15 protein-coding genes are annotated in these 13092 nt (G+C 67.8%); 8 read left to right on the plus strand and 7 right to left on the minus strand.

The features are described 5' to 3' along the window. Positions 1–87: 87 nt before the first annotated feature. From TBU01S_RS16805 to TBU01S_RS16835, 7 genes are read right to left on the minus strand one after another with little or no spacing between them, the layout of a single operon-like run. Positions 88–1395, minus strand: a complete 1308-nt coding sequence (locus tag TBU01S_RS16805; protein WP_068638234.1) for a haloacid dehalogenase-like hydrolase — start codon at positions 1393–1395, stop codon at positions 88–90. A 52-nt stretch (positions 1396–1447) separates the two neighbouring features. Next, positions 1448–1996, minus strand: a complete 549-nt coding sequence (locus TBU01S_RS16810; protein ID WP_068638236.1) for a BMC domain-containing protein — start codon at positions 1994–1996, stop codon at positions 1448–1450. A 1-nt stretch (position 1997) separates the two neighbouring features. Next, positions 1998–3326 carry a 4Fe-4S dicluster domain-containing protein gene (locus tag TBU01S_RS16815; RefSeq protein WP_068638239.1) on the minus strand — a complete coding sequence of 443 codons (1329 nt, stop codon included), beginning with the start codon at positions 3324–3326 and terminating at the stop codon, positions 1998–2000. A gap of 43 nt (positions 3327–3369) precedes the next feature. Further along, the gene (locus tag TBU01S_RS25245) at positions 3370–4032 is read right to left on the minus strand and encodes a BMC domain-containing protein (RefSeq protein ID WP_068638242.1); all 663 of its coding nucleotides are present in this window, start codon (positions 4030–4032) and stop codon (positions 3370–3372) included. A gap of 50 nt (positions 4033–4082) precedes the next feature. Further along, entirely contained in the window at positions 4083–4739 is a 657-nt protein-coding gene (gene eutL / locus TBU01S_RS16825; protein WP_068638244.1) for an ethanolamine utilization microcompartment protein EutL, read from the minus strand. A 29-nt stretch (positions 4740–4768) separates the two neighbouring features. After that, a complete protein-coding gene (eutC, locus tag TBU01S_RS16830; protein ID WP_068638246.1) occupies positions 4769–5644 on the minus strand; it encodes an ethanolamine ammonia-lyase subunit EutC in 876 nt (291 codons plus the stop codon). 19 nt (positions 5645–5663) lie between these two features. After that, positions 5664–7025 (minus strand): ethanolamine ammonia-lyase subunit EutB, encoded by a 1362-nt coding sequence (locus TBU01S_RS16835; RefSeq protein WP_068638248.1) that lies wholly within the window; start codon positions 7023–7025, stop codon positions 5664–5666. A gap of 337 nt (positions 7026–7362) precedes the next feature. On the opposite strand from TBU01S_RS16835, the gene TBU01S_RS16840 reads away from it, so the two are divergent. From TBU01S_RS16840 to TBU01S_RS16875, 8 genes are all read left to right on the plus strand, one after another. Beyond that, positions 7363–8448, plus strand: coding sequence for a helix-turn-helix domain-containing protein (locus TBU01S_RS16840; RefSeq protein WP_068638249.1), 1086 nt, complete (start codon positions 7363–7365; stop codon positions 8446–8448). 307 nt (positions 8449–8755) lie between these two features. Further along, positions 8756–9100 (plus strand): ethanolamine utilization microcompartment protein EutS, encoded by a 345-nt coding sequence (gene eutS, locus TBU01S_RS16845; RefSeq protein WP_068638251.1) that lies wholly within the window; start codon positions 8756–8758, stop codon positions 9098–9100. 10 nt (positions 9101–9110) lie between these two features. Then, positions 9111–9605 carry a EutP/PduV family microcompartment system protein gene (locus TBU01S_RS16850; RefSeq protein ID WP_068638252.1) on the plus strand — a complete coding sequence of 165 codons (495 nt, stop codon included), beginning with the start codon at positions 9111–9113 and terminating at the stop codon, positions 9603–9605. Continuing rightward, positions 9589–10392 carry an ethanolamine utilization acetate kinase EutQ gene (gene eutQ / locus TBU01S_RS16855; RefSeq protein WP_068638298.1) on the plus strand — a complete coding sequence of 268 codons (804 nt, stop codon included), beginning with the start codon at positions 9589–9591 and terminating at the stop codon, positions 10390–10392. Before TBU01S_RS16850 ends, eutQ begins: the two co-directional genes overlap by 17 nt. A 24-nt stretch (positions 10393–10416) precedes the next feature. Continuing rightward, positions 10417–11250: an ethanolamine utilization cob(I)yrinic acid a,c-diamide adenosyltransferase EutT gene (gene eutT, locus TBU01S_RS16860; protein WP_068638255.1), complete on the plus strand. Its 834-nt coding sequence runs from the start codon at positions 10417–10419 to the stop codon at positions 11248–11250. Continuing rightward, positions 11241–12287 carry a phosphotransacetylase gene (locus TBU01S_RS16865; RefSeq protein ID WP_068638257.1) on the plus strand — a complete coding sequence of 349 codons (1047 nt, stop codon included), beginning with the start codon at positions 11241–11243 and terminating at the stop codon, positions 12285–12287. Before eutT ends, TBU01S_RS16865 begins: the two co-directional genes overlap by 10 nt. Positions 12288–12322: 35 nt before the next feature. Next, positions 12323–12610 (plus strand): ethanolamine utilization microcompartment protein EutM, encoded by a 288-nt coding sequence (gene eutM, locus TBU01S_RS16870; RefSeq protein WP_004333389.1) that lies wholly within the window; start codon positions 12323–12325, stop codon positions 12608–12610. A 185-nt stretch (positions 12611–12795) separates the two neighbouring features. Further along, on the plus strand, positions 12796–13080 hold the full coding sequence (locus TBU01S_RS16875; RefSeq protein ID WP_068638259.1) for a EutN/CcmL family microcompartment protein: 285 nt from the start codon (positions 12796–12798) through the stop codon (positions 13078–13080). Positions 13081–13092 lie beyond the last annotated feature (12 nt).

A 13092-nucleotide genomic window follows, 5' to 3' on the forward strand; every position in this document is an offset into this window, starting at 1 on the left:
GCCACCTGCGCCGGACGGCGAAAGGCCGTGCGCGGCGGAGGAGCGCCACGCACGGCCTTTCGCTGCAGCCGGAAGCTGCGCCCCCTTTTACTTCAGGGTCCTGGGCGTGTCGCTGCCCAGCTTGTAAGCCTGTTGCGAGGGCACGAAGACGCCCTTGTTGTCGTCACGCCCCTGCAGCAGGTAGCGCGCATCCGGCTTGCCGTAGCTTTCGGCCGCGAGCCTGGACATCTTGCCGATGTCGTTGCCGCGCAGGCGGTTGATGATGAGGCCGACCTTCATGTCGTCGAAGTCCTGCATCATGTTCTGGTCGCCTTCGCTGTCGCCGGCGACGAACACCGGGCCGTAGCCGTACTTGGGCACCAGGAACTGCTTGATCGTCTCGGTCTTGCCCGGCCCCTGCGTTTGCGCGTAGCCCTGGCGGAACTGCGTCCGGATCACGCCATTGGCATCGCGATCGAGCTCCATCGCGTAGACGTTGTCCACCGCGTTGGCGTAGCCGAACTCGGGGTTCGACGACACTTCGCGGATCACGTCGCGGAACGAGGCCGAGCACACATACACGTCGAAGCCGTTGGCGCGCAGCTTCTTGTACAGATCCTGCATTTCCGGCACCGGGCGCAGGCCGTTCTTCCAGGTGATGCTGACCACCCCGGCCTTGCCCGGCAGCGCGGCCGGACTGGTCCACTTGACCGCCTCGACCGGCTGGGTCTGCTGCCAGCGGAAGGTTTCGGCAGCCAGCGCGCGCACGTCCTTCTCGGTCATGCCGGTGAAGTGGTAGGTGACCCACGGATAGGACACGGAATGGTCGAAGGTGTTGCCGATGGCCTCGTACAGGAAGCGCATCTTGACGATGAAGTCCTGGTACTGCGGCGCCTGCTTGACCTGGGCCAGCGTCTGCTTGCCCCTGAGGCCCTGGTAGTTGTTGTACAGCCAGGCATAGCTGGAGACGATGTCCTGCGCGATCTTGTCGATGTTGATCGCCTGGCCGGCTTCGTTGCGGCTGTCGTCGTCGAAATCCGTGGTCGGGATGTCCTTGCGGATCGCATTGTCGAGCTGCGCCGGCGTCATCGCGAAGCGCAGGTTCTCCAGCTGGTAGACCAGCAGCGCTTCCTGGATGTCGAGGAAGATCGAGGTGTTGTCCCAGTCGAACACCACGTAGGGCGGCCTGGCCGGATCATAGTTCGGGCTGGCCTTGCCGTAGGTGGCGAGCATCTTGTCGATCTGCGCGCGGTTGAAGTCGTCCCAGTTGCCCTTCTCCAGCTTCTGCACCTGCAGGGCCTGCGATACCTGCGAGGTCGCCTGCGACACCACCTCGGACGAGGTCTGGCACGCCGTCAGCACCACCGCCGACAGCAGCGCCGCGGCAACAGCAGTCATCCTGAACTTCATCTTCATGACCTTCCTCCCTTCAATGTGAACACAAAATTGCCCTGCTGCCGCTGCCGCCCTACAGCAAGGCATCGACCAGTTGCGGATGCGGCCGCGGCAGGATGGCGTATTGCACCAGCAGCCCTTTCGCGCCCGCCAGGTCGGCACCGGTCCTGACGGCTGCGGTGACATCGGCGACATCGCCGTTCAGCACGTAGTAGCACTTGCCGCCGATGCCGAAGGCCAGGTGGGTGCGGATCGGCACCACGCTGGCGGCCTTGACCGCGGCGTCGGCCGATTCGATGCAGGCGCCCACGCTGTAGGTCTCGACCACGCCGATCGCCTGCACCTGGTCGATCGGCGTCACGCCGCTGATCGACGGCAGGATGGAGGCGTGGATGTTGGGGATGGTGAATTGGTCCACCAGCGTGTGCGCGGCGACCTCGGTGCCGGCATCCACCGCCCGCGCCGTCGCCGCGACGTCGCCGCCGACCATGACGATGTACTTGCCTGGACAGATGGTCTTGGCCACCAGCAGCGACACTTCCGCGGCCTTCAGCATCGCATCGCCGGCTTCGATGCCCTTGGCGATGCTGTTCAATTCGATCAAACCGATGGCGTGCAGCACCTTACGCCCTCCTGATGACAATGGCGTCGCCGCCGATCGCTTCCACCACACCGTCGATGCTGGCGTGGATCGGTACGCCCATCGCCTTGGCCGGAATGTCGGCGATACGCTGCCCGCAGCGGACGGCATCGCCGACGCGGATACAGGGTTCCGCGGCGACGCCGATGTGCTGGCGCAGGCGAATCCACACCCGCTCCGGCGCATGCACGGCGTCCGACCACGGCGCCTTGCGGTTGTAGCGCGTCAGGCCGATGCGGGCCACCAGCCGGCTCGTCGGCAGCAGGCGCCCTTCGATCATCGGATCGGCCTTGCGCAGCTCGCCTTCGTAGCGCGCGCCTTCCTGGCGGAACTTCGCCTTCAGCGCCTGGTTCAGGCGCATCGGCGAGATCTCCACCGGACAGGCGTAGGCTTCGCAGATCGCGCATTCCGAACAGGTCAACGCCGACAGCAGCACCGAGGGTTCGGCGACGTGGTTGTAGTTCACCGAACGCACGATCAGGTGCGGCGGCAGTTCGTGGCCGATCAGATGGCGCGGGCACAGTTCGGTGCACAGCAGGCACTGTTCGCATACCGTGCGCGCCATGCTGATGACGCTGCGCATGTCGGCGCGCCGGCGCTGGATCAGCAGATGGTCGGCAGGCAGCGCGATCAGGCCGCCGGTGGTCCGGGTGACCGGGACGTCGAGCGATTCGAGCAGGCCGCCCATCATCGGCCCGCCGTCGATGAAGGCCGCGCCGGCAGCGGGAATGCTGAGTCCGCCGGCCAGCGCCAGCGTCTCGCGCAGCGGCGTGCCGATCGGCACCGTCACGGTGACCGGTTCATTGACCGCGCCGGTCACCGTCAGGCAGCGGTGGGTCACGGGCAGTCCTTCGTCCACCGCGCGGGCGACGTTGATCAGCGTGTTCACATTGTTGACCACCACGCCGATGCTCAGCGGAATGTCGCCCGGCGGCACGCGCCGGCCGGTCGCCATCCAGATCGTGATCACCTCGTCGCCGGCCGGATACACGTCCTGCAGGATGTGGATGCGCATGTTCTCATGCAGCAGCGGCGTGATCGCGTCGATCGCCTCGGCGTACTTGGCCTTCAGCGCGACGATGCCTTCGCGTGCGCCCACCGCCTGCATCGCCAGCGCCAGGCCGCGCACCATTTCCTTCGCATGGCGCGCCGCCAGTTGCTGGTCGACCTTCAGCAGGGGCTCGCATTCGGCGCCATTGACCAGCACGATCTCGGCCTTCGCGCCCAGCTTGACGTGGGTCGGAAAGCCCGCGCCACCGGCGCCGACGACGCCGGCCTCGTACACCTTGCGGACGATGTCCTGGGTTTCCATGTGCCTCTATCTCCCGCTCGCAATCCACGCCGCCATGGCGCCCTCACTGCACCACTACCCGGTAGCGGGCCCCGGCTTTGCGCAGCCGGCCCGCGGCCACCAGCGCATCCAGCCGCACACGGTCCACCGCCGGGCCGAAGTGCGCCGCCAGCTCGGCCAGCGAGCGGCCGCGCGCAGAGGCGGCAATGAAGGCCAGCAACGCCACCTCGTCCGGCACAGCGGCGGCCGGCGTATCGACGCCCGGCGTATCGACGCCCGATGCGGCGGTGCCCGGGGTATCGACGCCCTCATCTGCTGCCGGCGCCACAGGCGCTGGCGTCGCGGGCGTTGGAGCACCGCCAGCCTTGCCGGCCCCGGCGGCGGCCGGCAAGGCCGCAGCAGTTTCTCCCGCAGCCGGCCTGGCTTTCGGCGCTTCGCCCTTCGAGCGATCCACCAGATCCAGCACCATGGCTTCGGTATCGCCGTCGGGCCGGCCGATCTCCAGCCGGCTGACGACTTCGCCCAGCCGCGACGCTGCGGCCTTGCCGGCATCGACGGCGGCGCGGCAGGCGGCCAGGTCGCCCTCGACCACCAGCGTGAAGAAGCGCGGATCGACCTGGTGCGAGCGGATCAGCTTGACGTCCGCCGCCTTCAGCATGGCGTCGGCCGCCTCGATCGCCGCGACCAGGCCGCGGACTTCCAGAAAACCCAGCGCGTCGATCTTCATGCCGAAACCTCTATGGAAAGAGCCTGAGCGCTCATCTGCCGGTCACCCGCTCAGAAGCGGATGTTGTCGCGCCCGACTTCGAGCACCGCTTCGGTGAAGGCGCCGCAGGCCGCCTTGCACGCCGCCTGGCTGCCGGTCAGGAAGGCGCCGCCGTAGTTGGTCTCGGACGGCGGCCCGATGTAGGTCGCCAGCCTGACGTCGGCGGCCTTGATCGCGGCATCGATGCCGTACATCGCCTCCAGCGGCGGCGCGATCAGGTAGGCCATCGCATCGCCGAGCGGAATCTTCGCCAGCCCCGACAGATAGCTGCCGGTGCGCGACACCAGGTGGGCGAGGAAGGCGGCGGTATGCGCATCGTCGGCCCACTGGAAGGCCGGTCCGCTCTCGATCGTCGCCACCATCGCATCCAGCCCGGCCTTGACTTCGGCCGGCGTCGGACCGCCGAGCATGATGATCACTTCGCCCGCGGTGGGCGAGGAACTGTGTGCCGCGCCGGCATACAGCGAGCGGCCATAGACGACCTCGACCTGCGCCTGCTTCGTCGCCTCGTCGGCGGCGATGTAGGTGACGTCGTCCGAATCCGCCGTCAGCAGGCCGATGCTGTTCATGTGCGCCGGCAGGCCGAGTTCTTCCTTGTAGTCCTTCGCCACCGAGGCGATCAGGCGGACGGCCTTGACGCTGGGCTTGATGGGTTCGAGTGCGGACATGACTTATCTCTCCACGGAATCCGGATGGCTCACTTGTTCAGCGCGATGCCCGAAGCCTTCTGCTCCAGCATCCGCTTGGCCAGATCGACGATGACGGCCGCTGCCTCGACCGGCGGCGTGCCGGCGCGGTGGATGTTGGAAATGCAGGTGCGGTCGGCTTCCACCGTCTGCGAAGTGGGGCTGTAGACCATGTAGCAGGACAGGCTTTCGGACTGCCCCAGGCCGGGCCGCTCGCCGATCAGCAGGATCACGACCTTGGCGCCGAGCAGTTCGCCGATCTGGTCCTCGACCTTGACGCGGCCATAACGCACGAAGAACGGCGTGCCGACGTCCAGCCCGGCGCTCTCCAGCCCCTTGAGCAGCGGCGGCAGGATCTCGTCGTAGTTGGACGTGATCGCATCGGTCGACAGGCCGTCGGACACCACCACCTGCACCTGCGGCGACTGCTTGCATTCCGATTTCAGAATCTGCACCGCTTCGGCCGACAGCCGCCGGCCGAGGTCCGGCCGGGTCAGGTACTGGTCCTTGTCCTTGATCTCGCTGTGCACTTCGATGAGGCCGGTCTTCTCCAGCCAGGCGGCGGGCACGTCCTGCAGCACCGTGTCCTTGGAGCGCGAATGGTCGGCGAGGAAGCGCAGCAGCGAGGTGGTGCGCGGGCGGGTGCCGACGCGGCCCGAGCACACCCGCGAGCCGCTGTTGCGCTTGAGTTCCTGCAGCACTTCGAGGCTCTTCGGATTGCGCACGCCGATCCAGTTCTTGACGCTGGCGTCGCCGAGGTCCGGCAGGCAGCCGCCATCGGCCGCCGCCACTGCAGCCGGCGCCGTGCCCGCAGACGCGGGTGCCGCCGTGCCGCCGATCTGCCCCAGCACCGCGCGGACGATGCTCTCGATCTCTTTCTGGTCCATGATCAACACGCCCCCAAAGTCAGAAGAACCACGACGCGTCGCCCGCGTTGCGGGTCAGGCGGCCGTTTTCCATCAGCCCCATCTTTTCCAGCCACTGCTCGAACTCGGGCGCCGGCCTGCGGTTCAGCACCTTGCGCAGCGTGGCGGTGTCGTGGAAGGCACTGGTCTGGTAATTGAGCATGATGTCGTCACCCAGCGGCATGCCCATGATGAAGTTCACCCCGGCCGAGCCCAGCAGCACCATCAGGTTCTCGTTGGAGTTCTGGTCCGCTTCGGCGTGGTTGGTGTAGCAGGTGTCGCAGCCCATCGACACGCCGGACAGTTTGCCCATGAAGTGGTCCTCGAGGCCGGCGCGGATGATCTGGCGGTCGTTGTAGAGGTATTCCGGGCCGATGAAGCCGACCACGGTATTGACCAGCATCGGGTCGTAGTGGCGCGCCAGGCCGTAGTTGCGCGCCTCCATCGTCACCTGGTCGGCGCCGTAGTGCGCGCCGGCAGACAGCGCCGAGCCCTGGCCGGTTTCGAAATACAGGCAGTTCGGCCCGGCCAGGCGGTTGTGGGTGCGGCCGACCTCGGCCGCCTCGTCGAGCATCGCGATCTCGACGCCGAACTCCTTCAGCCCCTTCTCGCTGCCGCAGATGCTCTGGAAGATCAGGCCGCCCGGCGCGCCGCGGCGGATCGCCGCGATCTGGGTGGTGATGTGCGCCAGCACGCAGCCCTGGGTGGGAATCTGGTACTTGTCGACGATCTCGTAGATGGTGTCGAGGATGCGGTGGATGTTCTCGACGTTGTCGGTCACCGGATTGACCCCGATCACCGCGTCGCCCGCGCCGTAGGACAGGCCTTCGAAGATCTGCGCGCGGATGCTTTCCAGGTTGTCGCGCGTGTCGTTGGGCTGCAGCCGCGCCGAGATCCGCCCCGGCAGGCCGATGGTGGTATTGGCCTTCTTCACCACCGGCATCTTCGATGCGCCGTAGATCAGGTCCGAGTTGGAACAGATCTTCGCCACGCCGGCGATCATCTCGGACGTCAGCCCCTTGCGGATGAAGGCGATGTCGTCGATGCCGGTGTCGTCGTCGAGGATCCATTCGCGCAGTTCGCCGACCGTCCAGTTCTTGAGCTTCTCGTAGGCCGCGGAATTGATGTCGTCCTGGATGATGCGGGTGACGCAGTCCTCTTCGTAGGGCACCACCGGGTTGTTGCGCAGGTCCGCCAGCGTCAGCTCGGACAGCACGTATTTCGCCGCCACCCGCTCGCGTGTGCTCTGCGCCGCCACGCCCGCCAGAACGTCGCCCGAGCGGAGATCGTTCGCCTTGGCCAGCACGTCCTTGACGTCCTTGAACTGGTAGGTCTGGCCGAACAACTGAGCCTTGAGTTTCATGTGCGCTCCATCCACAAAGCCAAAGAGGAAACGATCCGCCACGCTCCACGCACCAGCCGCTGGCGGCACCTGCATCCCGAACGGCCGAAGCCGATGGCCGGCGGCCGAAGATCGGGCCGCGTCATTCCACGCAGCGATGCTACGCCCGGCGTTTTTTGGGCCGCTAACAAAAATCGGCAAGTTTCGCGCGGCGCAATTGACGCCCTGAACCGGCACGGGCTAAGGTCCGCCCATCCCCTTCCGCTGTGTGGTCATTCGGCGGCAGGCGGTGCGGGATCGAACCGGAGCGCCGGGCCCCTCCCCCCCGGAATTCAGTTTTTCCATGCAGCGGAGAGCCATGAAAGCCGAGACCATGACGACCACGGAGCAGGGAATCATCCTGCCCCTGGGCGACACCAAGGGGTGCATCCGGGTATCGGACGTGCACGATGCCGACGACCAGGCGACCAACATCACCGCCTGGTATCAGGAATACGATCAGCTCGGCGCCGGTCGATTCTTCGGCTCGATCACCGAGGTCTGGCTCGGGCAGATGCAGTTCTTCCTCGAGACCACCAGCCACGCGCTGCGCCAGACCTGCATCGTCTGGCCCGGCGCCTTCTGGTTCGGCCTGCCGCGCTGCGACAGCGCCGACGGCCTGATCAACGCTTCGCCGCTCGGCCGCAACACCATCGCCGTGCGCCCCGGCGGCAAGGATTTCGAACTGCTCACGCCGGATGCCTACCAGATCCTCGGCATCGTCATCGACGAAGCGCTGCTCGAACGCCACGCCCGTGCCGCCGAGCGCCCCCAGCTGGTCGAACTGCTGCGCAGGGGCGAATCGTTTCCGCTGCCGGCGCGGCAGAAGGCGATCTTCTGGGAGCGCGTGTCGCGCACGCTGCTGCAGGCCGCCGGCCTGGGCCTGAAGCGCCTGCCCCGCACGGTGTGCGACACCCTGACCGAGGAACTGATGACCGGCCTGTTCGAGCTGTTCGGCGAACACATCGCGCCGGTCAGGCTGCGCCACAGCAATCTCAGCTACCGCCGGCTGGTCTCCGGCGCGCGCGAATACGTGCTGTCCCAGCCCGACCGCGTCATCTCGGTGACCGATCTGTGCGAAGCGCTCCACGTCAGCCGCCGCACGCTGCAGAACGCTTTCCGCGCGGTACTCGGCATCTGCCCGGTGAACTACCTCAAGGCCCTGCGCCTGAACGCGGTGCGCCGCACGCTGCGCGACCACGACTCCGGCTTCAGGACGGTGCAGGACGTCGCCGCCCGCTGGGGCTTCTGGCACATGAGCCAGTTCGCCGCCGACTATTTCGCGATGTTCGCCGAACACCCGTCCGACACCCTGAAGGCCGGCGGCGGCGAGCACGTCTGCTTCCGCTACCCTTCCAGCATCCGCTCCAGAGCGGAAAGAGTCCCGCTCGTCATGCTTGCCTGAAGCCCGGCACGCTCGCCTCGGGCAGCTTCCGCGCCATGCCCCTGCCCTCCCGTCTTGCGGCAACTGCCTGAGCGCGCACAGCCGTGTCCCGCACACGGGCGCCCCACCGTCAAACTTGCCGATTTTTGTTAGCGGCCCCAAAAACGCCGGGGCTACCATCAGACCGAACTCCTCGCCATCACGGCAGCGGCCGGCAGGACCGGACCGCGCCAGCCGTGCAGCGCAAGGTGTTCAGCCGACGTTCCTGGAGCGGCTCCCTTCACCGGGGCGCCACCCGCTGCGATAACGGAGCAGGCCGACGGAAGCCATGAAATTCGACGACAAAGAACGCATCATCCAGGAGTTCGTGCCCGGCAAGCAGGTCACGCTGGCACACCTGATCGCGCATCCCACCGAAGAACTGGCGCACAAGGTCGGCGTCTCCGGCGCCGAGGCGATCGGCATCCTGACCCTGACTCCGGGCGAGACCGCGATCATCGCCGGCGACATCGCCACCAAGGCGGCAGCGGTCCATATCGGCTTTCTCGACCGCTTCAGCGGTGCGCTGGTGATCTGCGGCTCGGTCGGCGCCGTCGGCGAGGCGCTGCAGGAAACCCTCGGCGTGCTGCAGCGCGTGCTCGACTACGCCGTCTGCAGCATCACCCGGACCTGAGAGGCGCACCATGGCTCAGCCGGTCCCCTCCCCCTACGATCCCAGCCGCTTCGTGCTGGTCGGCCCGGTCGCGGCGGGCAAGACCACGCTGTTCAATGCACTGATCGGCCGCGAAGCCGCGGCGATGAAGACACAGGCACTCGACTACGAGAACGGCATCGTCGACACGCCGGGCGAGTTCTTCAGCCACCCGCGCCTGCACCACGCGCTGATCAACACCGTCGCCGACGCGCGCAGCGTCGTCTATGTGCATGGCGCAACCGACTTCGACTACCGGCTGCCGCCCGGCTTGCTCGAAGTCAATGCCGACAAGCGCCTGATGGCGGCGATCACCAAGATCGACCTGCCCGATGCCGATCCGCAGCGCGTCGAGGCCCTGCTGCGCGCCGGCGGCTTCAGCGCGCCGATCTTCCGGGTCTCGGTGTTCAGGCCCGAAACCCTCGTGCCCTTCAAACGCCATCTGTTCGAACAGGAAAGGCAGGATGATCATGAAGCAACTCATTAGTGCCGAAGTGGTGCGCAGTGAGCACGCCGCCGGAAAGCGCGAGATCGCCGTGACGCGCAAGGGACATATCGTCACGCCCGAAGCACGGACCGTGGCGGAGGCGCTGGGCGTGCTGATCCGCGAGGGCGAAGCGAAAGCCGACGCCGCGCCGCACTGCGGCGCCCCACCGACGCCGGCCATGCCTGCACCAGCCGCAGCCAAGCCGGCCGCAGCCGCCGCCTTGCCGGCGGAAGCGCTCGCCGAGATCCGCAAGGCGGTGCAGGCCCGCCTGCCGGCAGGCCTGGTGCCCGACGGCGTGGTCGACCAGCTGGTCAGCAAGGTCGCGCAGGAGCAGCAGGCGCGCCAGGCCGCCACGCTCGCGGTCAATGCGCCGCCCAAGCCCGCCCCTGCCTCCTCCGTGCAGGACGCAGCGCTGCCCTACGAGTCCCGCACCATTGCCGGCGGCATCAAGGCGGTGAAGGGCGATTCGGTGCGCATGGGCCTGTTCGACGGCGCCGGCGAGGACAGCCACGTCGGCATCGCCGACGTCGTCACCAGCGCCGACGGCAGCTCGATGGCCGCCGGCTTCATGAGCTGGAACCGCTGCTTCTTCCCATGGACGCTGAACTACGACGAAGTCGACCTGGTGCTCGAAGGCGAACTGCACATCCGCTGCAACGGCCAGACCGTGGTCGGCAAGCCCGGCGACGTGATCTTCATTCCCAAGGGCTCGGCGATCGAGTTCGGCACGCCCACCGAGGTGCGCTTCCTGTACGTCGCCCATCCGGCCAACTGGGCCGACTGCTGAAGCGGAGCACGACGGGTAGTCATCATGGCAACCTACATCACCGAAACCTGGCTGCGCGAGCGCAACACCCTGGCCGACGGCACCGAGCTGCATCTGCCGGCCGGCGCCTGCCTGACGCCGGCGGCGCAATCGCTCGTCAGCGAGCGCCATCTGCGGGTGAAGTACGTCGATGCTTCCGGCCAGGTCTTCGTCAATGATCCCGCGGCGGCCCGCGGCAAAGGCAGCACCGACGAGCGCAGGCGGGTGCATCCGCTGACCGGCAGCGACCATGCCCACGCCATGCACTGCGTGCTGTGCCGGCAGGCAGTCGACAAGAAGCCCGATACGCTGACCCACCTGAACGCCGACACCCTGGTGTCGAAGAACGACCCGCGCATCCACCTGCGCGGCCAGATCGACGATGCGATCGCCTGCGCGGTCTGGATCCAGGCCGAGCTGGCCGACAGCGACAAGCCCTCGCGCCGCATCGCGCCCTGGCTGGCCGACGTCCGCTCCGGCCTCGGCAACGTGCTGCGCGCCGAAGCCACCGGCGATGCCCTGCACCCGGTGCACATGGGCGACTTCGACGCCGAAGCCATCCACCGCATGTCGCACGCGCCGCTCAAGCACCTCGGCTACGACCACATCGTGCCCGACGCCGAGCACGGCCTCACCGCCGCGCGCCTGAACATGCTGCGCACCGCGATCCGCAAGGTCGAACTGGTCGCCGCGCGCCTGTACATCGGCGGCGACTTCAGCATCGCCCGCCCGGACATCCTCGAAGGGCTGAACCGCCTCAGCAGCGCGGTGTACGTGCTGATGATCGTCGCCCTGATGCTCGATCGCGGCCTCGCGGTGAAGGAGGCGGCATGGAGCTGATGCGCCGCTGCGCGGAAACCGCCCGGCAACGGCCGCCGCGCGTCGTCTTCCCGGATGCGCTCGATGCACGTGCCATCGAAGCAGCCCGCCACCTGCAGGCGCGCGGCTGGGCCAGGCCGACGCTGCTCGCCAACCCCTTCGAGCTGCGCGCGCTGTGCCTGGAAAAAGGCCTCGGCCAGGGTTCGCTGGCGCTGCTCGATCCGGCGCGCGCCGGCATGCGCCACGCCTATGCCGAACTGCTGCAGGCGCGCATGCCCAAGGCCTCGCAGGAAGAAGTCGCCGCGCGCCTGTCGGAGCCGCTGTGGTTCGCCGCCGCGATGCTGGCGAGCGGCGATGCCGATCTGTGCATCGGCGGCAACCTGTCCTCCACCGCCAGCGTGCTGCGCGCCGCGATCCGCGTGCTCGGCCTGGCGCCGGGCAACGCCACGGTGTCGTCGATCTTCTTCATGATCCCGCCGGCCGAGGCCTGCGGCAGCGACAGCCGCATCCTCGGCTTTGCCGACTGCGGCGTGGTGCCGCAACCCGACCCCACACAACTGGCCGACATCGCCATCGCCTCGGCGGCGAGCTACGAGAACGTCACCGGCGAACGCGCCGCGGTCGCGATGCTGTCCTTCTCCAGCCACGGCAGCGCCCGCCATCCGGCGGTCGACGCGGTGCGCGAAGCCACCGCGCTGGTGCGCCGGCGCCAGCCCGGCCTGCTGATCGACGGCGACCTGCAGTTCGACGCCGCGATCGTGCCCGCGGTCGCGGCGCTGAAAGTGCCGGACAGCCCGCTGCGGGGCCGCGCCAACGTGCTGGTGTTCCCGTCGCTGGAGGCCGGCAACATCGGCTACAAGATCGCCCAGCGCCTGGGCGGCTACAGCGCGCTCGGGCCGATGCTGCAGGGCCTCGCCTGCCCCATGCACGACCTCTCGCGCGGCTGCAGCAGCGAGGACATCGTCGAAACCTGCCTGCTGGCCGCGATGATGGCCGGCGGCAATGCCGTACCGGCCGCGGCGCCATCGGCGCCGCGCGCCGTCACCGTCTCACCATGATTCCCCAGGAGGGGACTTTTTAAGGAGTAGTCAAAATGGAAGCCCTGGGACTGATCGAAACGAAAGGCCTGGTTGCCCTGATCGAAGCCTCCGACGCGATGGTCAAGGCCGCGCGCGTCAAGCTGGTCGGCGTCAAGCAGATCGGCGGCGGTTTCGTCACCGCGATGGTGCGCGGCGACGTCGCCGCCTGCAAGGCGGCGACCGATGCCGGCGCGGCCGCTGCGCAGCGCATCGGCGAGCTCGTCTCGGTGCACGTCATTCCGCGCCCGCACGGCGATCTGGAAGAAGTCTTCCCGATCAAGATGGAAAGCGGACTCGACTGAACGGCCGGACGGTTCGGCTCGACTCGACCGGACGGCCCGGCCGCTCCGCCCCACGGGGCTGGCGGCCGGCAGCCGATCCATTGCGGTACATGCGACGGCTGCGGCGCCACGGCACCCGCACGCCCGCGCAATGACGAAAACGGCCCCACGGGCCGGCGACGCTGAACAGACACGGCGGTGAACACATGGAACTGGCAATCGTACTCGGACAAGTGGTTTCGACGGTGAAGCACGCCGGCTTCGAACAGCAGCGCCTGCTGCTGGTGGACTTCATCGACCCCGAAGGCCAGCGCAAGGGCAGCCCCTGCGTCGCCACCGACAGCATCGGCGCCGGCGATGGCGAATGGGTGCTGGTGGTCCAGGGCAGTTCGGCGCGCAAGACGATTTCCAACGACGCGCCGACCGACCTGAGCGTGGTCGGCATCGTCGACGAAGTGGTGCTGGGCGGCAAGCTCACCTTCCACAAATAGGCAGGCCGGAAC

This window comes from Thauera butanivorans NBRC 103042 (assembly GCF_001591165.1).
In the GTDB taxonomy this organism is placed as follows: domain Bacteria; phylum Pseudomonadota; class Gammaproteobacteria; order Burkholderiales; family Rhodocyclaceae; genus Thauera; species Thauera butanivorans.

What these genes read in the sequence shown, in the direction of transcription:
- TBU01S_RS16805 (WP_068638234.1), bottom strand. Translation starts at nt 1,395, where the DNA reads ATGAAGATGAAGTTCAGGATGACTGCTGTTGCCGCGGCGCTGCTGTCG.
- TBU01S_RS16815 (WP_068638239.1), bottom strand. Translation starts at nt 3,326, where the DNA reads ATGGAAACCCAGGACATCGTCCGCAAGGTGTACGAGGCCGGCGTCGTC.
- TBU01S_RS25245 (WP_068638242.1), bottom strand. Translation starts at nt 4,032, where the DNA reads ATGAAGATCGACGCGCTGGGTTTTCTGGAAGTCCGCGGCCTGGTCGCG.
- eutL (WP_068638244.1), bottom strand. Translation starts at nt 4,739, where the DNA reads ATGTCCGCACTCGAACCCATCAAGCCCAGCGTCAAGGCCGTCCGCCTG.
- eutC (WP_068638246.1), bottom strand. Translation starts at nt 5,644, where the DNA reads ATGGACCAGAAAGAGATCGAGAGCATCGTCCGCGCGGTGCTGGGGCAG.
- TBU01S_RS16835 (WP_068638248.1), bottom strand. Translation starts at nt 7,025, where the DNA reads ATGAAACTCAAGGCTCAGTTGTTCGGCCAGACCTACCAGTTCAAGGAC.
- TBU01S_RS16840 (WP_068638249.1), top strand. Translation starts at nt 7,363, where the DNA reads ATGAAAGCCGAGACCATGACGACCACGGAGCAGGGAATCATCCTGCCC.
- eutS (WP_068638251.1), top strand. Translation starts at nt 8,756, where the DNA reads ATGAAATTCGACGACAAAGAACGCATCATCCAGGAGTTCGTGCCCGGC.
- TBU01S_RS16850 (WP_068638252.1), top strand. Translation starts at nt 9,111, where the DNA reads ATGGCTCAGCCGGTCCCCTCCCCCTACGATCCCAGCCGCTTCGTGCTG.
- eutQ (WP_068638298.1), top strand. Translation starts at nt 9,589, where the DNA reads ATGAAGCAACTCATTAGTGCCGAAGTGGTGCGCAGTGAGCACGCCGCC.
- eutT (WP_068638255.1), top strand. Translation starts at nt 10,417, where the DNA reads ATGGCAACCTACATCACCGAAACCTGGCTGCGCGAGCGCAACACCCTG.
- TBU01S_RS16865 (WP_068638257.1), top strand. Translation starts at nt 11,241, where the DNA reads ATGGAGCTGATGCGCCGCTGCGCGGAAACCGCCCGGCAACGGCCGCCG.
- eutM (WP_004333389.1), top strand. Translation starts at nt 12,323, where the DNA reads ATGGAAGCCCTGGGACTGATCGAAACGAAAGGCCTGGTTGCCCTGATC.
- TBU01S_RS16875 (WP_068638259.1), top strand. Translation starts at nt 12,796, where the DNA reads ATGGAACTGGCAATCGTACTCGGACAAGTGGTTTCGACGGTGAAGCAC.